The sequence below is a fragment of the Streptomyces sp. TRD_SC_5 genome (assembly GCF_056836825.1).
Genome location: NZ_JBWZZS010000001.1, coordinates 4,768,874 through 4,786,940, shown reverse-complemented (window position 1 = coordinate 4,786,940; position 18,067 = coordinate 4,768,874). Strand labels below are relative to the sequence as shown.

21 protein-coding genes are annotated in these 18,067 nt (G+C 68.6%); 14 read left to right on the top strand and 7 right to left on the bottom strand.

The annotated features are described in order from the left end of the window. The first annotated feature begins 83 nt into the window (after positions 1-83). From AC1P0E_RS22105 to AC1P0E_RS22075, 7 genes are all read left to right on the top strand, one after another. The gene (locus AC1P0E_RS22105) at positions 84-473 is read left to right on the top strand and encodes a hypothetical protein (RefSeq protein ID WP_482743871.1); all 390 of its coding nucleotides are present in this window, start codon (positions 84-86) and stop codon (positions 471-473) included. After that, positions 470-1,012: an NUDIX hydrolase gene (locus AC1P0E_RS22100; RefSeq protein ID WP_482743870.1), complete on the top strand. Its 543-nt coding sequence runs from the start codon at positions 470-472 to the stop codon at positions 1,010-1,012. Before AC1P0E_RS22105 ends, AC1P0E_RS22100 begins: the two co-directional genes overlap by 4 nt. 83 nt (positions 1,013-1,095) lie before the next feature. Then, a complete protein-coding gene (locus tag AC1P0E_RS22095; protein WP_482743869.1) occupies positions 1,096-1,341 on the top strand; it encodes a hypothetical protein in 246 nt (81 codons plus the stop codon). A gap of 58 nt (positions 1,342-1,399) precedes the next feature. Beyond that, positions 1,400-2,200 carry a diaminopimelate epimerase gene (gene dapF, locus AC1P0E_RS22090; RefSeq protein ID WP_482743868.1) on the top strand — a complete coding sequence of 267 codons (801 nt, stop codon included), beginning with the start codon at positions 1,400-1,402 and terminating at the stop codon, positions 2,198-2,200. Beyond that, positions 2,197-3,282, top strand: a complete 1,086-nt coding sequence (locus AC1P0E_RS22085; RefSeq protein WP_482743867.1) for a D-alanine--D-alanine ligase family protein — start codon at positions 2,197-2,199, stop codon at positions 3,280-3,282. Before dapF ends, AC1P0E_RS22085 begins: the two co-directional genes overlap by 4 nt. A 42-nt stretch (positions 3,283-3,324) precedes the next feature. Continuing rightward, on the top strand, positions 3,325-3,849 hold the full coding sequence (locus AC1P0E_RS22080) for a C39 family peptidase (RefSeq protein ID WP_403500207.1): 525 nt from the start codon (positions 3,325-3,327) through the stop codon (positions 3,847-3,849). Next, entirely contained in the window at positions 3,846-4,232 is a 387-nt protein-coding gene (locus tag AC1P0E_RS22075) for a glutamate ligase domain-containing protein (RefSeq protein WP_482743866.1), read from the top strand. Before AC1P0E_RS22080 ends, AC1P0E_RS22075 begins: the two co-directional genes overlap by 4 nt. A gap of 10 nt (positions 4,233-4,242) precedes the next feature. On the opposite strand, the gene AC1P0E_RS22070 is transcribed toward AC1P0E_RS22075, so the two are convergent. Both AC1P0E_RS22070 and ychF read right to left on the bottom strand, forming a co-directional pair. Continuing rightward, positions 4,243-5,460: a hypothetical protein gene (locus tag AC1P0E_RS22070; RefSeq protein WP_482743865.1), complete on the bottom strand. Its 1,218-nt coding sequence runs from the start codon at positions 5,458-5,460 to the stop codon at positions 4,243-4,245. Between the two features lie 298 nt (positions 5,461-5,758). Beyond that, entirely contained in the window at positions 5,759-6,847 is a 1,089-nt protein-coding gene (ychF, locus tag AC1P0E_RS22065) for a redox-regulated ATPase YchF (RefSeq protein ID WP_482743864.1), read from the bottom strand. Between the two features lie 228 nt (positions 6,848-7,075). Here ychF and AC1P0E_RS22060 point away from each other — a divergent pair, with 228 nt between their 5' ends. Then, complete coding sequence (locus tag AC1P0E_RS22060; RefSeq protein WP_482743863.1) at positions 7,076-7,657, top strand: DUF6542 domain-containing protein; 582 nt, start codon at positions 7,076-7,078, stop codon at positions 7,655-7,657. A gap of 41 nt (positions 7,658-7,698) precedes the next feature. On the opposite strand, the gene ppgK is transcribed toward AC1P0E_RS22060, so the two are convergent. Continuing rightward, positions 7,699-8,439, bottom strand: coding sequence for a polyphosphate--glucose phosphotransferase (ppgK, locus tag AC1P0E_RS22055; RefSeq protein ID WP_482743862.1), 741 nt, complete (start codon positions 8,437-8,439; stop codon positions 7,699-7,701). A 42-nt stretch (positions 8,440-8,481) separates the two neighbouring features. Beyond that, the gene (locus tag AC1P0E_RS22050) at positions 8,482-9,471 is read right to left on the bottom strand and encodes a 4-hydroxy-3-methylbut-2-enyl diphosphate reductase (protein WP_482743861.1); all 990 of its coding nucleotides are present in this window, start codon (positions 9,469-9,471) and stop codon (positions 8,482-8,484) included. A gap of 86 nt (positions 9,472-9,557) precedes the next feature. Between AC1P0E_RS22050 and AC1P0E_RS22045 the strand changes: the two genes are divergently transcribed. From AC1P0E_RS22045 to AC1P0E_RS22030, 4 genes are all read left to right on the top strand, one after another. Beyond that, complete coding sequence (locus AC1P0E_RS22045; protein WP_482743860.1) at positions 9,558-10,931, top strand: APC family permease; 1,374 nt, start codon at positions 9,558-9,560, stop codon at positions 10,929-10,931. Positions 10,932-10,940: 9 nt separating this feature from the next. Continuing rightward, the gene (gene xseA, locus AC1P0E_RS22040) at positions 10,941-12,149 is read left to right on the top strand and encodes an exodeoxyribonuclease VII large subunit (protein ID WP_482743859.1); all 1,209 of its coding nucleotides are present in this window, start codon (positions 10,941-10,943) and stop codon (positions 12,147-12,149) included. Between the two features lie 74 nt (positions 12,150-12,223). After that, positions 12,224-12,436, top strand: a complete 213-nt coding sequence (locus AC1P0E_RS22035; RefSeq protein WP_482743858.1) for an exodeoxyribonuclease VII small subunit — start codon at positions 12,224-12,226, stop codon at positions 12,434-12,436. Between the two features lie 127 nt (positions 12,437-12,563). Further along, complete coding sequence (locus AC1P0E_RS22030) at positions 12,564-13,154, top strand: malonic semialdehyde reductase (protein ID WP_482743857.1); 591 nt, start codon at positions 12,564-12,566, stop codon at positions 13,152-13,154. Positions 13,155-13,229: 75 nt separating this feature from the next. Here the strand turns inward: AC1P0E_RS22030 and AC1P0E_RS22025 are convergent, their stop codons facing one another. Then, positions 13,230-13,766: a DUF4245 domain-containing protein gene (locus AC1P0E_RS22025; RefSeq protein WP_482743856.1), complete on the bottom strand. Its 537-nt coding sequence runs from the start codon at positions 13,764-13,766 to the stop codon at positions 13,230-13,232. A gap of 161 nt (positions 13,767-13,927) precedes the next feature. Here AC1P0E_RS22025 and glpX point away from each other — a divergent pair, with 161 nt between their 5' ends. Continuing rightward, on the top strand, positions 13,928-14,959 hold the full coding sequence (gene glpX / locus AC1P0E_RS22020; protein WP_482743855.1) for a class II fructose-bisphosphatase: 1,032 nt from the start codon (positions 13,928-13,930) through the stop codon (positions 14,957-14,959). Positions 14,960-15,056: 97 nt separating this feature from the next. On the opposite strand, the gene AC1P0E_RS22015 is transcribed toward glpX, so the two are convergent. Together AC1P0E_RS22015 and AC1P0E_RS22010 are read right to left on the bottom strand one after the other, a co-directional pair. Further along, positions 15,057-15,425, bottom strand: coding sequence for a WhiB family transcriptional regulator (locus AC1P0E_RS22015; RefSeq protein ID WP_482743854.1), 369 nt, complete (start codon positions 15,423-15,425; stop codon positions 15,057-15,059). A 102-nt stretch (positions 15,426-15,527) separates the two neighbouring features. Beyond that, the gene (locus AC1P0E_RS22010) at positions 15,528-16,238 is read right to left on the bottom strand and encodes a DUF1707 SHOCT-like domain-containing protein (RefSeq protein ID WP_482743853.1); all 711 of its coding nucleotides are present in this window, start codon (positions 16,236-16,238) and stop codon (positions 15,528-15,530) included. 149 nt (positions 16,239-16,387) lie between these two features. Here AC1P0E_RS22010 and AC1P0E_RS22005 point away from each other — a divergent pair, with 149 nt between their 5' ends. Next, positions 16,388-18,064 carry a fumarate hydratase gene (locus AC1P0E_RS22005; RefSeq protein WP_482743852.1) on the top strand — a complete coding sequence of 559 codons (1,677 nt, stop codon included), beginning with the start codon at positions 16,388-16,390 and terminating at the stop codon, positions 18,062-18,064. Positions 18,065-18,067: the final 3 nt, after the last annotated feature.

Sequence of the window (18,067 nt, the reverse complement as noted above, 5' to 3'; positions counted from 1 at the left end):
GTCCGGGCACACTCGTGGCCCCTTAACTGTCCCTCTTTCTAGCTTTATTGGCACGGCTCAAAACGTGCCCGGAGGGGGCAGTGATGACGTTGGCAAGTATCGGCAAGGAAAAGGGACTAGCCAGGAACACGGTGGACGAACGCTCGGCCGCCATCGACGTTGAGGCGATCTCCTCACGCACTGAATCCGTCCTCACCATGCGCATGGACTCCTCGACCCGAGCGGACATAGACGGCGTCACGCCGGCCATCGTCCAGCAGCTCAACTCTCTTCTCGGCGAGGACTTGGGGGCGGACGAAGACGCGGACGTACGGGAGCTCGTCCGCAAGGGCAACAACCTGATCGACCCCAAGAACCGGCCGTCCGAGAACACCGCGGCCTTCGGCGCGTTCCTCTACCTCCGGGACGCCGCAACGCTCACTCGACGACTCCTCTGGATCTACACCGAACGCAACGGGCAGGGTGCGCCGTGAGCGTCAAGGAAGACCAGATCATCCGTGAGCTCTCGCACTACATCTACGAGCACCCGGCCGAGCGGATGGCCTTGATGCCGGTGTACGACGCCGCTGTTGACCACTCCCGGCGCCGAGCTTGCACCCACGAGCAGCGTTGCCCTCTCGTCGTGACGGGGGCCGTCGTCGTGAACGAGGATGGCTGCGTCCTCTGCCTACGGAACGGAACCCGCTACGCCCTCGCCGAGGCCGAGCCGGAAGACGAGGACGACACCCTCAGCGGTGCCGCTCTGCGCCTGTTGGCTGAGCAGGTCGGTATTCGGGACGTGTGGACCCAACCCGGCGCCGAGGGCGCCTTCCTGGTCGACGTGACCAAGCCGGGAGACCATCACTACGGCCCTCGCCTCCGAGTTGGCATCCGCTACCTGTTTCGCGCGCACTCCGGCGCCGTCTTCCCCTCCGCAATCGAGACGGGCGCAGCGGCCTGGATGCCTCTTTCCGAGATCGGTATCGAAGCCGTCCAACAGCGCGTCGAGAACCTCTTGGTCGGAGCCCGATGAATCACCGCGCCCAGCAGGTCGCCTACATGACGGCTGTCTTTCTCATCGGCGGCGCCATCGCGTTCGAAATCTGGAGGGGCTGAATGCAGTACGTCCACCAGAGCAGCAAGGCTGCACGCGCCGAGGCGCCGCCCATCCCGACCAACACCGTAAAGATGCACAGCACACCGAACGAGGTCCGTATCGGTGACTTCGTTCTCCTCGGCGGCAGGTACCAGCGGATACGGGACATGAGGTCCGCGGGCACCGCTTCCGTTCGCGTCCTGCACTTCGCCGGACGGCCGCCCTGGGTCATGCGCAAGGCGCGCACCGTCTTCCGCCCCATCTGATCAGCCCGCTCGGGCTTCGTACCAAACACCTTCACCGCACGACGCGAGGAGCTTTGGCATGGAATTTCGCAAGGTCCATGGGGCGGGCAACGACTTCGTCCTCATCACCAACGCGGAACCGAGAGACGCCACGGTCTGGGCCAAGACGGCAGAGCGCCTGTGTGCGAGGCGTACCGGCGTCGGTGCCGACGGCCTGGTCATCAGCCGTCCCGCCGAGGACGACGCCAACGTGCTCGAAGTCGCCTGCTTCAACGCAGACGGGTCGGTCGCAACGATGTGCGGCAACGCGCTCCGCTGTGCGGCGTGGGTGGCCAAGTGCGATCAGGGCTTGCACACGATGCAGCTCCGCATGGCAGGCGTCATGCACGAGGCCAGGGTCGACGGCGATTCCGTGTGGGTCACGGCCGAAGTGGGCGCCATCCAACCCCGCGTCTTACAGACGATCATCAACGGCAGGCCGACGTGGTTCGACAGTGCGCACACCGGCACGGAACACGTCGTCGCCGTCGTGGAAGACGTAGACGCCATCCACGCGGACGTAGTCGGCCGAGTCGTCCGGCACCACAAGAACCTGGCGCCACTCGGCACAAACGTCAACTTCGTCCAGCACCTCGGCCGCCAAGCGCTCAAGATCCGCACCTACGAGCGCGGCGTCGAGGCAGAGACCCTCTCCTGCGGTAGCGGCGCCGTCGCGGCCGTCGTCATCGCCACCATGCGCGGACTCGTCGCCAAGCGTGGCGTCACGGTCCACAACCAGGCCGGTGAGCCGCTCACCGTCCGTCCGCACGATGACCGTCCTACCCGGACCGCTTGGGTTGGCGGCCCGGTCACCCACACCTTCTCGGGAGTGCTTGCATGACCCTCCTTCTCAGCCCCGATTCCCAGCTCGCGGTACAGAAGGCCGCCGAGGAGCTGCGCGAGTGGGGACGTAGCCGGCAGGGCCTCGGCGTCGCCCTCGTCTACGGCCCTGTGTCCGCCGAAGACAGGCTCTACCACTCGGAGTGCCCCGTCGAGCAGCGGTCCGTGACCGCCCTGGGCGAGGCACTCGACGAGATCGGCGCCCAATGGAGCGTGCTGGACCCCACCGAGCCCGGCTTCATCGCGGACCTGGCCGCTTGCGACGTGGCGCTCTCGAATCTCCACGGCCCATACGGCGAGGACGGCCGGTTGCAGGGTCTCCTCGACTACCTTCGCGTGCCCTACTGCGGGAGTGGGGTCGCCGCATCCGCGGTGGCCGCCGACAAGATCCTCTGCAAGCGGGTGATGCTGACGCTCGGCGTCCCGACCCCCGGTTGGCGGGTCTGGTCCGGCGGCCCGGCGAACTGGAACGGGCGCCCCGCCATGATCAAGCCGCCGTTCGGCGGGTCGAGCGTCGGCATGAGCCTTGTGCGCGAAGCGGCAGATCTGCCTCGCGCCCTGGCCAAGGCGGCTGGCGAAGAGGGTGCAGATGTTCTGATCGAGGACTACATGAGCGGCACACCACTGACCGTGGGCCTGCTGGAGCTGCCCGGCGGCCCCGTCGTCGCCTTTCCCCCGCTCACCACCGAGGTGGCCGAAGCAGAGTTCTACGACGCCGACACCAAGCTCGACGTGGAGTCGAAGGGTGCCGTCACCGTGCAGGCCGCCGAGCTGACGCCCGACGTGCTGGCCAAGGTCACCCGATATGCCCAAACGCTGTGGGACGGCCTCGGCCTGCGCGGCTCGGCGCGCATCGACTTCATCCTGACCGAGGACGGCGAGCCGTACGTGCTGGAGGTGAACAGCACGCCCGGCATGTCCCGAGACAGCAACTTCGTGGTGGGGGCGGCGATGGTCGGGCTCGCACACACGGATGTCGTGCTGGCGATGCTGCATGAGGCCCTGGCCCGGCCGCCGTACGATGTCCCCCTGCCCGCTCCCGTGTTCCCTGGGCCCACTGCGACGCGGGAGGCTGCCGCCTAGCAGTAGGAGCTTGCCGCTGTGCCGCGCGTCCACGATGTCCCCATGTGCCGACAGCTCATCTCCTCCGAAGAGTGGGAACAACATGGAGGGTGGGCACTGGGAGACCGGACCGAGTGGTCCAACCGGGCGTGCGGCCTGGCGTCGCTCCGAATGATTCTCCTGGCCTACGGTCAGGAGGCGCCCACAGTGACGGAACTCCTCAAACTGGCTGTGAAGAACGAAGTGCTGACGCCCCGCGGAGCCCTACACGCAGGGATCGCACGCCTGGCCACCGAGCTTGGAGTTCCCTCGACCGCTGAACCCGTCCTCGTCGAGGAACTGCCGGCCCGGATCGATGAAGCACCACTCATCGTGTCCGTGACCGAGCAGTTCCCCGACGACGGGCGTTCAGGCGGCCACCTCGTCATCCTGCGCGGATACGAAGACGGCCCAGACCCAACCATCCACTTCCGCGACCCGTCCGCGTGGGGCCAGAGGCACGACAGCGTTCCGCTCAGCCGCCTGGCCCTCTCTTACACCGGCCGCGCGATTACCTTCGCTCCCCTGACCAACGGAGAGTCCCGATGACCGAGGCAGACGGTTCGACCGCCACCGACGTGGCCGAGGCAGAGGCCAAGCCGGTAGGCGGACGAACGATCGCCGTACTGGGCGAGATGCTGGAGCTGGGCGACGAAGCCGTGGAGGCCCATCGTTCCGTTGGTCGCATGGCTGGCGAGCTGGGTGTGGACATGGTGATCGGCGTCGGCGGGGACATGGTGAAGCAGCTCGTTCTATACGCGGGCGCGGCTGGTGTGCCCGACGTTGCGATGGTCGCCGACAACGAGACGGCCGCAGCCCTGCTCGAAAAGATCCTTCTGCCTGGTGACAAGGTGCTCGTAAAGGCATCGCGAGGCGGCATGTTGTGGCAGGTCGCCCAGCGGTTGACCGGGCAGCCCGTCACCGGCTTCTGATAGGCCACCCTCAAAGATCGTGAGCGTCCGCGAGGTCTTCGACGGCCTCCCGGACAGCCTTCTCCTCGGCCCGCGTCCCGTCGCTGGCCTCCAAAACCGCATCTACGACTTCGTTCACAGCCACTCGCGGAACGTCGTCCGGGTCGTGCACGATCGCCGTACTCTCCGACTTCACGACGCCTGTCTCCGGGTGCGTCACGGTCGTCGTAATCGTGCACGGCTTCCGCTCGCCGGGTCGCGACTCCTCGACGGGTACCTCCGCCTCGACGGTGACCGCCACGTCGTCGCTGACCGTCGTAGAGCCCGTGACTGTGACTGTGTCAGTTATCGGGTCGGGCTCGGACACCTCAAGCTCGACATCGACGCCGTACATGCTCAGGTCTGTCAGGAACGCGCGGAACGGGTTGAAGGGCCCGAGGACATCCTCGATCGGGTCCGGGATCTGCTCCTTCAGCTCCTCCTCGAAGACATCGGTAAGGGACGCCTTCTCGCGCTTCTGATTCTCCCCCGGCGCTCGACCCTGGTTCTTCCCCTGCCCAGCCTGTCGCTCCTCGTCCCGTCGCCCCTGAGTGCCGGCGCCTTCGCGTCGCCCCTGCTTCACTGGCTTACCGCCGCTAGCGCTTCGGGCAGGAGTCTCGACCGAGGCATGTTCGACCTCCTCGGGTGCAACCTGCCGGTAGATCGGCTGGTGCTCTTTCCCGTCCGCCAGAACGGCATCGTCGTCGGCCCCGTCCTCCTCGCCGTACGCGAGGGCGTGCGCTGCTTCCTTCGACATGCCTCGGCGGGCAGCCTCGGCCATGACGGCTCGACGCTGCTCTTCGGTCAGCGGGACGCCTGCGATGCCGCCGTGCCCGTCGAAGTAGGTCGGGACGTATCCGTCGCGCTCGTCGTCGCTGTAGACCGGCGCGGGCTGCGCCTGCCCCTTCGAGGGGGCCGCCTCTTCGCCCGTCTCCACGTCGTTGCCGGGCATGTCGGCCTCGCCGGGCCCTTGGTCGGGCACGGCGGCGAAGGGGGTCCTTTTCGCTGCCTGGCCGTGACCGTCCTCGACGACCGCCATGGTTCCCGTGAAGACGACGGCGGTGGCCAGTAGGCCGTATCCGAGAGCCGCTGACGCCCGATGCCCGTGGCCTCGCTCGGGTATGGCGAGCAGGTCGACAAACGCGGACTTCATGCGGCTGGACAAGGCAGTCCTCCCCCTTCGGAACGTCATGTTCCGCCAGTAGAACATGGAACGCCTGTTCGAGAACAAGGAGTATTTGAGTGCCTTCCGGTCTCATTCTTCAGTCGCATAGAAAGCGGACATAAGGAGAATGCGGACGGCCCGCGAGACGCCCTCCAAGACAGTCAGAGTCACCCAGCACCGATCCAGCACGGTGCAGGTGATGAGGGGTGATGACAGGTGACGAGGTGTCAGATTATCCAGCACCGATCCAGCACGGGAAAAACTTAGGGGCCCAGCCTCGAAAGGCTGGACCCCTTCTGACCTGGACGTTTGCCAGATCAGTGACGTGGTGGTATGTCACCCACTACACGTTGAAGCGGAACTCCACCACGTCGCCGTCCTGCATGACGTACTCCTTGCCCTCCATGCGGGCCTTGCCCTTCGCGCGGGCTTCGGCGACCGAGCCGGTTTCGACCAGGTCGGCGAAGGAGATGACCTCGGCCTTGATGAAGCCCTTCTGGAAGTCGGTGTGGATCACACCGGCCGCCTCGGGGGCCGTCGCGCCCTTCTTGATGGTCCAGGCGCGGGTCTCCTTGGGGCCTGCCGTCAGGTAGGTCTGGAGGCCCAGGGTGTCGAAGCCGACACGGCCGAGGGTGGTGAGGCCGGGTTCTTCCTGGCCCATGGACTGGAGCAGTTCCAGGGCCTCGTCGTCGTCGAGCTCGATCAGCTCGGACTCGATCTTCGCGTTGAGGAAGATCGCCTCGGCGGGGGCGACGAGTGCGCGCTGCTCGTTCTTGAAGTCCTCGTCGACCAGCTCGTCCTCGTCGACGTTGAAGACGTAGAGGAAGGGCTTGGTGGTGAGGAGGTGGAGCTCGTGGAGGAGCTGCCCCTTCTCGGTGCCGGCCGTGATGCCCGCCGCGAAGAGGGTCGTGCCCGCTTCGAGGATCTTCTGGGCTTCCTCCACCGCCGCCAGGACCGCGACCTTCTCCTTCTGGAGACGGGACTCCTTCGTCAGGCGCGGAACCGCCTTCTCCACCGACTGGAGGTCCGCCAGGATCAGCTCGGTGTTGATCGTCTCGATGTCGTCCTTCGGCGAGACCTTGCCGTCGACGTGTACGACGTTCTCGTCCTTGAAGGCACGGATGACCTGGCAGATCGCGTCGGACTCGCGGATGTTCGCCAGGAACTTGTTGCCCAGGCCCTCGCCCTCCGAGGCGCCGCGGACGATGCCGGCGATGTCGACGAAGTCGACCGTGGCGGGAAGGATCTTCTGGGAGCTGAAGATCTTGGCGAGAGTGGCCAGGCGCGGGTCGGGGACGCCGACCACGCCGACGTTCGGCTCGATGGTGGCGAACGGGTAGTTGGCCGCCAGCACGTCGTTCTTGGTCAGGGCGTTGAACAGGGTCGACTTGCCGACATTCGGCAGACCGACGATTCCGATCGTGAGCGACACGTTGGCGACTTCCTGGAGTGAGGACTGGCCCGGGAGTGGACCGATCCCCCAGTTTACGGGCGGGCGGCGCGGGGCCGACGACGGGAACCCGGCGGGGCCTGACGAGGCCCCGCCGGAGTGGCTCGAGAGGCCTTCGATCGGCCACGTGGCATCGAACGCACGGCCAAGGTCGACCAAAGGGCGTGTCCTGCGCCTGATTCCTCCCTCTCTGCGACCTACGTTGTCCGGGTGGAGCAACACAGGGCACGTCCCCCTCGTCCCCAGCAACGGTCGCAGACCCCCCTGCTCCCCTCGGGCGGGTCCGCCGACGCCGCCGCCGTCTACCGGGTGGCGGCGAGACCGGCACGTCCCGTGCCGCCTGTCGTCCTCGCCTTGCGGCGGCTGCCCAACCCGCGGCTGACCGGGCTCGGCAGCGGGCTGTTCGCCTCCGCCGTGATGCTGGTGCTCGGCGGTCTCGACTGGCTGCTGTTCGACGGTTCGCCGATCGTGTACGGGCTGCTGTTCCTGCCGGTGAGCGCGCTGACCGCACTGTGGGTGCGGCCGGCCGACCTGGTCACGGCGCCGATCGCCGTACCCATCGCCTTCGCCGTCGGTCTGGTGCCGATCGCCGGGGGCGCCGGCGGGTTCGGCAGCCAGATCATGGCGGTGGTCACGGCGCTCGCCGTGCACGCGGGCTGGCTGTACGGCGGCACGCTCATCGCCGGGCTCATCGCGAGCGTACGCAAAGTGCGGCTGATGACTCGGCGGCGAGCGACCCAGGCCGCCGCCCAGCGCGCCGCCCGGCGGCCCAGCCCGGACCCTGTGGAGTAGCTGGTGGAATAGCTGGAGTAGGTGTGGAGCAGGCGGAGTAGCTAGGAGGCGGCGCCTGCCGCCATCGCCGCGCCCACGATCCCCGCGTTGTTCTGGAGCTGCGCGGGGACGATCTCGGCGCGGATGCCCTTGATCAGCGGCAGGAACTTCTCGGCCTTGCGGCTCACTCCGCCGCCGATGACGAAGAGCTCCGGCGAGAACAGCATCTCGACGTGCGCCAGGTACTTCTGCACCCGGTGCGCCCAGTGCTCCCAGCTCAGGTCCTCGTCCTCCTTGGCCTTCGTGGAGGCGTGCTTCTCCGCGTCGTGACCGTTCAGCTCCAGGTGGCCGAGCTCGGTGTTCGGTACGAGGGCGCCGTCGATGAAGAGCGCGCTGCCGATGCCCGTACCGAACGTCAGCAAGAAGACTGTGCCCTTGCGACCCGCGCCCGCGCCGAACGTCATCTCGGCGACCCCGGCCGCGTCGGCGTCGTTCAGTACGGTGACGGGCAGGCCGAGGCGGTCGCCCAGCAGGGCCTGCGCGTCGACGTCGATCCAGCCCTTGTCGACGTTCGCCGCGGTACGGGTGATGCCTCCCGTGACCACACCGGGGAAGGTGATGCCGACCGGGCCGCTCCAGCCGAAATTGCCGACGACCTCACGCACGCACCCGGCCACGTCGTCGGGCGTTGCCGGGTGCGGGGTCAGTACCTTGTGCCGCGGTTCCGCCAGGTCGCCGCGCTCCAGATCCACGGGAGCGCCCTTGATGCCGGATCCGCCGATGTCCACTCCGAACACGTTCATGGTCACAACGTTACGGTGCGCGGCTGACAGTGTCGCTGAAAGTCACTTTCCGGAGAGGCGGGCCGCTTCGGCGCGCAGGTCGCGGCGGAGCTCCTTGGGCAGCGAGAAGGTGATCGACTCGTCGGCGGTCTTCACCGTCTCCACGTCGCCGTAGCCGCGCTCGGCCAGCCACTCCAGTACGCCGTCGACCAGTACGTCGGGCACCGAGGCGCCGGAGGTGAGGCCGACCGTGGTGACGCCTTCCAGCCAGGCCTCGTCGATCTCGTCCGCGAAGTCCACCAGGTGCGCGGCGGGGGCGCCGGCGTCCAGGGCGACCTCGACCATGCGGATCGAGTTGGAGGAGTTCTTGGAGCCCACGACAATGACGAGCTGCGCGTCCTCGGCCAGCTTCTTCACCGCGATCTGACGGTTCTGCGTGGCGTAGCAGATGTCGTCGCTGGGGGGCGAGAGCAGGTTCGGGAACTTCTCCTTCAGGGCGTCGACCGTCTCCATCGTCTCGTCGACCGAGAGCGTGGTCTGGGAGAGCCAGACGACCTTCGACTCGTCGCGCACGGAAACGTTGGCGACGTCGTCGGGGCCGTCGACCAGGGTGATGTGGTCGGGGGCCTCGCCGGAGGTGCCGATGACTTCCTCGTGGCCCTCGTGGCCGATCAGAAGGATGTCGTAGTCCTCCTTGGCGAAGCGGACCGCTTCCTTGTGGACCTTGGTGACCAGCGGGCAGGTCGCGTCGATCGTCGCGAGCTTCCGCTCGGCGGCCTCCTCGTGCACGGTCGGCGCGACGCCGTGCGCGGAGAACATGACGATCGAGCCCTCGGGGACCTCCGCCGTCACGTCGACGAAGATCGCGCCCTTCTTCTCCAGGGTCTGTACGACGTACTTGTTGTGGACGATCTCGTGCCGGACGTAGATCGGCGCCCCGTACTGCTCCAGGGCCTTCTCCACGGCGATCACGGCACGGTCCACGCCCGCGCAGTAGCCACGGGGAGCGGCGAGAAGGACACGACGGGCGGCAGTAGCAGTCATGTTCCCCATCGTAAGGCCGCGCCACGGAGGCCAGGGGACGCGGAAGACCGCCTCGGTGATCAAGACTGGACGCCGGTTCTACGTACGGAGGCGCGATGACCGTGACCGTGAAGGACACGGAGGGGCTGCGGCGGAGTCTCGGATTCCGGGATCTTGTCGTCTACGGGCTGCTCTTCATCGCCCCCATGGCGCCCGTCGGCGTCTTCGGGACGCTCGACGCCAAGTCGCACGGCGCGGTGGCGCTGGTCTATCTCGTCGCGACGGTCGCCATGGCGTTCACCGCATTCAGTTACGCCCAAATGGTGCGGGTGGTCCCCCAGGCGGGCTCGGTCTTCGCGTACGCGCGCAAGGCGCTCGGCGAGGGCCCCGGGTTCATCGCCGGGTGGATGGCGATGCTCGATTACGTGCTCATCCCCGCGGTCGCCTATCTCTTCTCCGGAATCGCGATGCACGCGCTCGTGCCGTCCGTTTCCCAGTGGGTGTGGACGGCGCTCGCGGTGGTGGTGACCACGGGGCTGAACATGTGGGGCGTCCGGGCGGCCGCGCGGGTGGGCTTCGCGGTGCTGGCCATGGAGATCGTGGTGCTGGGGGTCTTCGTGGTGGCCGCCGTCGTGGTGCTGATGCAGGACGGGGCGCGGCGCGGCTGGCTGTCGCCGCTGACCGGTGACGGTTCGCTGGGTGGTTTCTCGGTAGCGGCGGTCCTGGGAGCCGTGTCGGTGGCGGTGCTGTCGTATCTCGGGTTCGACGCGATCGCGTCGTTCGCGGAGGAGGTGACGGGCGGTTCGGCGAAGGTGGCACGGGCCGTGCTGGTCTGCCTGGGTCTCGCGGGCGTGCTGTTCGTGGCGCAGACGTATCTGGCGGCACTGCTCCAGCCGGTGTCGGCGGCGGAGTTCGCCGCCGAGCCGGGGAAGCAGGGGACGGCCTTCTACGACGCGGTGGACGCCTCGGTCGGGACCTGGCTGGGCGATCTGGTGGCGGTGAGCAAGGCGATCGGCGCGGCGTTCGCGGCGCTGGCGGGGCAGGCGGCGGCCGGGCGGCTGCTGTTCGCGATGGCCAGGGAGGGGCGGCTGCCGCGCGTACTGGCGAAGGTCGACGCCGCCTCCGGCGTGCCGCGCCTCGCGCTGGGGGTGGCGGCCGTGGTGACGCTGGTGGCGGCGGTGTGGGCGTCGCGGCGCGACGACGGCCTGGACCATCTGGTGTCGGTGGTCGACATCGGGGCCCTGACGGCGTTCGTGCTGCTGCACGTGTCGGTGGTGAGCTGGTTCGCCGTACGGAGGATGGAGGGGCCGCCGGTGTGGTGGCGGCACGTGCTGCTGCCGGTGCTGGGGGCGGCGGTGGCGGTCGCGGTGATCGTGGAGGCCTCGGGCGCGGCGCAGATCGTGGGCGCGGTGTGGCTGGTGGTGGGGCTGATCGTGGTGTTCGTGCAACGGGGGCGCCGGACCGGCCTGGGTGTCAGTGCCGACGGCTAGCCTTCGTACATGGCTCTGAACACGTCCGCGGACGCCCCGCTTCCGGTCGGTCAGGTCTCGCGCCTCATCGGCGGGTGGATCGACCGGCTCGGAGCGGTGTGGGTGGAGGGACAGATCACGCAGATCTCGCGCCGGCCCGGCGCCGGGGTCGTCTTTCTGACGCTGCGTGACCCCTCGCACGACATCTCGGTGGGCGTGACGTGCTTCCGGCAGGTCTTCGACCCGATCGCCGACGTGGTGGCGGAGGGCGCGCGGGTCGTGGTGCGCGCGAAGCCCGAGTGGTACGCGCCGCGCGGCCAGCTGTCGCTGCGGGCCACGGAGATAAAGCCGGTGGGGATCGGCGAGCTGCTCGCCAGGCTGGAGCAGCTGAAGAAGGTACTGGCGAGCGAGGGGCTCTTCGCGCTGGACCGCAAGCGGCCCCTGCCGTTCCTGCCGCAGTGCGTCGGGCTGGTGACGGGCCGGGCGTCGGCGGCCGAGCGCGACGTACTGGAGAACGCGCGGCGGCGCTGGCCGGCCGTCCGCTTCGAGGTGCGGAACGTGGCGGTGCAGGGGGTGAGCGCGGTCGCGCAGGTCGTCCAGGCGGTCAAGGAGCTGGACGAGCTGCCGGAGGTCGACGTGATCATCGTGGCGCGGGGCGGCGGCAGCGTGGAGGACCTGCTGCCGTTCTCGGACGAGCAGCTCGTACGGACCGTGTTCGGCTGCCGTACGCCGGTGGTGTCCGCCATCGGCCACGAGCCGGATTCGCCGCTGCTCGACCTGGTGGCGGACCTCAGGGCGTCGACGCCGACGGACGCGGCGAAGAAGGTCGTGCCGGACGTCGGCGAGGAGCTGGACCGCGTCCAGCTGCTGCGCGACCGGGCGCTGCGGACCGTACGGGGCCTGCTGGACCGCGAGGAGCGCGGGCTGGCGCACGCGCTGGCCAGGCCCGTGATGGAGCGGCCGCACCGGATGGTGGAGGACCGCGAGGCGGAGGTCGACGCCCTGGTGGCGCGCAGCCGGCGCACGTTGGGGCACCTGCTGGACCGCGCGGACTCGGAGCTGTCGCACACCCGGGCCAGAGTGGTGGCGCTGTCGCCGGCGGCCACCCTGGAGCGGGGTTACGCGGTGCTCCAGCGGGCGGACGGTGCGGTGGTCCGTTCGCCGGACGAGGTCGCGCCCGGCGACGAGCTGCGGGCGCGGGTGGCGGAGGGCGAGTTCACAGCGCGGGTCGCGGAGTAGGGCGACGCCGGTCCCGCCTCGCTCAGCCGCAGTCTTTTCCCAGCTCGTATCAGCTCATACCTAAGGTGGATCACATGGCACAGACGGACGAAGCAGCGACGCCCCTCGGGTACGAACAGGCCCGGGACGAGCTGATCGACGTCGTACGGCGCCTGGAAGCGGGCGGTACGACGCTGGAGGAGTCGCTCGCGCTCTGGGAGCGCGGCGAGGAGCTGGCAAAGGTGTGCCGACGCTGGCTGGACGGGGCAAGGGCCCGCTTGGACGCCTCGCTCGCCGACGAGAGCTGAGGGCAGGGCGGAAGTGGGTTCGCTGTGAAGCGGATCACTGCGGCACGCTTTTAGTTGAAACTTAACCTACTTCGCCATACGGTGAGGTCACAGCCTGATCCCCTTGCACGTCCGGAAGGTAAGCCGCATGTCTCTCGTTCTTGACCCCGCCGCCCAGGACCTCCTCTTCCGCGAGGCCCGCACCGCGAACACGTTCACCGACGAGCCGGTGACCGAGGAGCAGGTCCAGGCGATCTACGACCTGGTCAAGTTCGGCCCGACCGCGTTCAACCAGTCGCCGCTGCGCGTCGTCCTGGTCCGCTCCCCCGAGGCCCGCGAGCGCCTCGTCGCGCACATGGCCGAGGGCAACCAGCCGAAGACCGCCGCCGCCCCGCTGGTCGCGATCCTCGCCGCCGACAACGAGTTCCACGAGGAACTCCCGGCCCTGCTGCCGCACTTCCCGCAGGCCAAGGACATGTTCTTCTCGGAGCGCCCGGTCCGCGAGTCGGCCGCCGGTCTCAACGCCGCCCTCCAGGCCGCGTACTTCATCGTCGGCGTCCGGGCCGCCGGCCTGGCCGCGGGCCCCATGACCGGCTTCGACTTCGCCGGCGTCCAGAAGGAGTTCCTGGACGACGACCACACCCCGCTGATGGTCGTCAACATCGGCAAGCCGGGCGACGACGCGTGGTTCCCGCGCTCTCCGCGCCTGGCCTACGACGAGGTCATCACGACCGTCTGAGCAGGCCGATCACGTACGACGAAGCCGCCGCACCCCGAAGGTGCGGCGGCTTCGTCGTACACGTCACGTCTCGTCTCAGGACTTCGTCCCGGGCTTCTTCGCTTCCAGTGCCTCGGCCATCTCCGCCAGCCGCTCCTGCGACGCCGTCCCCGTGATCACCGTCGTGGCGCCCTTTTCCTCGCGCACCAGCGCGTCGTACTTCGGGCCCTCCCAGCGCTGCCAGCTCTCGCCGCCGACCCGCACGGTCTTCTCGGTCCTCGTCGCCTTCTGGCTGACCTTGTGGACGAACTTCTCCACGGGGCCGCTCGACTGCTCGACCGCGACGTACTCCCGCTCCGGGTCCAGGAAGCCCAGATGCCAGGCGTCGCCGCCCTCCCGGTCGTACGAGACCGACGTCGGCTTCCAGGTCTCCGGAAGCCCGACCGGGGCCGCCACCGGATACGGTGCCGCCCGCCGGGCCGTGATGAGCTCCACCCGGTAGTCGACCGCCTTGACCGGGTCCGCCGAATCGTCGTGCGGGATCAGCGTGTAGATGCCCGCGACGACGGCACCGATCGCCGCCATGGACAGCACCATGTCCCGGATCGTCTGCTTGCCTTTCATACCTGCCACGCCCCCATCGTCCCCCATGCCGCCCCACGGCCCGCGCGAGGGGCATCTCATCCCGATATGCCGCTCATACGTGCCCCCCTCTGCTCATTTTGTCGACGTACCGATAGAGTCGGCAGCACCCTCTTTACTCCGGCCGTCGCCGTACAGAAAGGTGCGCTCCGATGACCGAGCACCATCTTCCGTCTCAGCTCGAGGTCTCTCCCGAGGCCCCCGACCGCAACCTGGCCCTTGAGCTCGTCCGGGTCACCGAGGCCGCTGCCATGGCCGCCGGGCGGTGGGTCGGCCGCGGTGACAAGATCGGCGCGGACGGCGCAGCGGTGAAGGCCATGCGGACGCTCGTCTCGACCGTATCGATGAACGGCATCGTCGTCATCGGTGAGGGCGAGAAGGACGAAGCCCCGATGCTCTTCAACGGGGAGCGCGTGGGTGACGGCACCGGCGCCGAGGTCGACATCGCCGTCGACCCGATCGACGGCACCACGCTCAACGCCAAGGGCATGCCGAACGCCATCGCCGTGCTCGCCGCCGCCGACCGCGGCACCATGTTCGACCCGTCCGCGGTCTTCTACATGGAGAAGCTGGTCACCGGTCCGGAGGCTGCCGACTTCGTCGACATCAACGCCCCCGTCTCGGTCAACATCCGCCGGGTAGCCAAGGCCAAGAACTCGATGCCCGAAGACGTCACCGTGATGATCCTGGACCGCCCCCGTCACGAGGGCATCGTCAAGGAGATCCGCGAGACGGGCGCCCGTATCAAGTTCATCTCGGACGGCGATGTCGCGGGCTCGGTCATGGCGGTGCGCGAAGGCACCGGCGTGGACATGCTCATGGGCATCGGCGGTACGCCCGAGGGCATCATCTCGGCCTGCGCGATCAAGTGCCTCGGCGGCACCATCCAGGGCAAGCTGTGGCCCAAGGACGAGGCCGAGCGTCAGCGCGCGCTGGACGCGGGTCACGACCTCGACCGCGTGCTGCACACGAACGACCTGGTCAGCGGCGACAACGTGTTCTTCGTCGCCACCGGCATCACGGACGGCGAGCTGCTGCGCGGCGTCCGCTACCGCTCGGAGACCGCCACCACCCAGTCCCTGGTGATGCGCTCCAAGTCGGGCACGATCCGCCAGATCGACTCGACGCACCGCCTCTCGAAGCTGCGCGCCTACAGCGCCATCGACTTCGACCGCGCGAAGTAGCACCTGTACGCAGCACCTGTACGAATCGGCACGAGAAAGGGGCGGCCCCGGCTGTACGGCGGGGGGCGCCCCTTTTCCTCATGTCCTGATCAGCCGGTCAGCCGGCGGCGGCGATCCTTCCCGCCTGCGCCGCTTGACCGAGCTCCATCTCGCGCCGCCGACGCCTCGCCAGGACCACCCGGCGCTCGGCAGCGGTCAGGCCGCCCCACACGCCGTACGGCTCGGGCTGGAGCAGCGCGTGCTCCCGGCACTCGACCATCACGGGGCACCGCGCGCAGACGCGCTTCGCGGCCTCTTCCCGCGCCAGCCTCGCGGCCGTCGGTTCCTTCGACGGGGCAAAGAACAGCCCGGCTTCGTCCCGGCGGCACACCGCCTCCGTGTGCCATGGGCCGGCCTGCTCCCGGGCCGGCGCGCGCTGCGACGGAACGGCGGCGACCTGCAGGGACTGATGCGGCGGATGCAGCACGGTCTACTCCTGACGACGGCTTCGGGAGCGAGCAGCGATGCAGCAGTCCCTACCCGCTGTGCGCACGCCTATGCACAGGGTTTCGAACCGTCTCGACCGGCGTCAGTACCCGAGGTGTTTGCGCATGCGACCGTGCAGGTCCGCGATGCGCTTTCCGCGCTTGGGTTTCGCCTCGATGTTGCCGAACACCGCGTAGCCGTTGACCACCACGACCGGCGCCTCGGGGTTACCGGCTTCGAGGGTGTCGACCTCGAAGTTGCCGAAGATCCCGGTTCCGCTGCCGCGCAGTGTGATGTTCTCGGGGACGCGGACTTCGACGTTGCCGAAGATCGAGGTCGCGTTGATCACGGTCAGCCGCTGGCCGAAAAGCGCCTCGGTGAGGTCGATCTCGACGCTGCCGAAGAGGGCGAAGACGTTCGTCCTGCCGCCGATCCGCCAGCGGCCCTTGCGCGTCGAGCTGCTGAAGACTGCGACCAGATTCTCCGCCGCGACCGGCATCGAGGGGTCGGCCGGTTCGTACGCCGCCGAGGCCGGCTCACGCCGGGCGTCGCCGCCGGGGGCGGGCAAGTCCTGGACCAGCGGCTCCAGTTCGGCGACGGTCTTGGCACGGTAGACCGCGTCGATACGGTCGGAGTGCTCCTCGGCGGTCAGCCGGCCCTCGGCCATGGCGTCGCGCAGGATGTCCGCGATCCGGTCGCGGTCCGCGTCCGACGCCCGGAGGGCGGGCTCGGCGGGCACCGCGGGGACGGTCGGCTGCGGCTGCTGAGGGTGTCCGCGGCCGGAGCCCGCTGATTGATTCTTGTCGAGGTCCACCACCCCAGCGTACCCAGACGCGATAGATCGCGACTAGTGCGCAGGTCCGCCAACTGAGCCTTACCTCACAGACCCGGCACTCCGCGGGCGTCTTACGCTGGTGGGCGGGCTGCGCCAATGGAGGCCAGTTGCCGTCTGCCGAGTGAGGAATGGCCGAAATGCCAGAGTTTGCGTACTCCGATCTGCTCCCCCTGGGAGAGGACACCACGCCGTATCGCCTGGTGACCGCAGAAGGTGTCTCCACCTTCGAGGCCGACGGCCGTACGTTCCTCAAGGTCGACCCCGAGGCGCTGCGCACCCTGGCCGCCGAGGCGATGCACGACATCTCGCACTACCTGCGGCCCGCGCACCTCGCTCAGCTGCGCCGGATCATCGACGACCCCGAGGCGTCGTCGAACGACAAGTTCGTGGCCCTCGACCTGCTCAAGAACGCGAACATCGCGGCGGCGGGCGTCCTGCCGATGTGCCAGGACACCGGCACGGCGATCGTCATGGGCAAGCGCGGCCAGAACGTCCTGACGGAGGGCGGCGACGAGGAAGCCCTCTCGCACGGCATCTTCGACGCCTACACCAAGCTCAACCTGCGCTACTCGCAGATGGCCCCGCTGAACATGTGGGAGGAGAAGAACACCGGCTCGAACCTGCCCGCGCAGATCGAGCTGTACGCGACCGACGGCGGCGCGTACAAGTTCCTCTTCATGGCGAAGGGCGGCGGCTCCGCCAACAAGTCCTTCCTCTACCAGGAGACGAAGGCGGTCCTCAACGAGGCCTCCATGATGAAGTTCCTGGAGGAGAAGATCCGCTCGCTCGGTACGGCCGCGTGCCCGCCGTACCACCTGGCGATCGTCGTCGGTGGTACGTCGGCCGAGTTCGCGCTCAAGACCGCGAAGTACGCCTCCGCGCACTACCTGGACGAGCTGCCGGCCGAGGGCTCGGCGCTCGGCCACGGCTTCCGGGACAAGGAGCTGGAGGAGAAGGTCTTCGAGCTGACGCAGAAGATCGGCATCGGCGCGCAGTTCGGCGGCAAGTACTTCTGCCACGACGTGCGCGTGGTGCGCCTGCCGCGCCACGGCGCCTCGCTGCCCGTCGCCATCGCCGTGTCCTGCTCGGCGGACCGCCAGGCCGTCGCGAAGATCACCGCCGAGGGCGTCTTCCTGGAGCAGCTGGAGAAGGACCCGGCGCGGTTCCTGCCGGAGACGACGGACGAGCATCTGGACGAGGCCGGGGACGTCGTCAAGATCGACCTGAACCGGCCGATGGACGAGGTGCTCGCCGAGCTCACCAAGTACCCCGTCAAGACCCGCCTCTCCCTCACCGGCCCGCTCGTCGTCGCCCGCGACATCGCGCACGCGAAGATCAAGGAGCGGCTGGACGCGGGCGAGGAGATGCCGCAGTACCTGAAGGACCACCCGGTGTACTACGCCGGTCCCGCGAAGACCCCCGAGGGTTACGCGTCCGGCTCCTTCGGCCCGACGACGGCCGGCCGGATGGACTCCTACGTCGAGCAGTTCCAGGCGGCGGGCGGCTCGAAGGTCATGCTGGCCAAGGGCAACCGGTCCAGGCAGGTGACGGACGCGTGCGGTACGCACGGCGGCTTCTACCTGGGCTCGATCGGCGGCCCGGCGGCCCGGCTGGCCCAGGACTGCATCAAGAAGGTCGAGGTCGTCGAGTACGAGGAACTCGGCATGGAGGCGGTCTGGCGGATCGAGGTGGAGGACTTCCCGGCATTCATCGTGGTCGACGACAAGGGCAACGACTTCTTCACCGAGCCGGCCCCCGCCCCGACGTTCACCTCGATCCCGGTGCGGGGCCCCGGCCTGGCGTAAGGC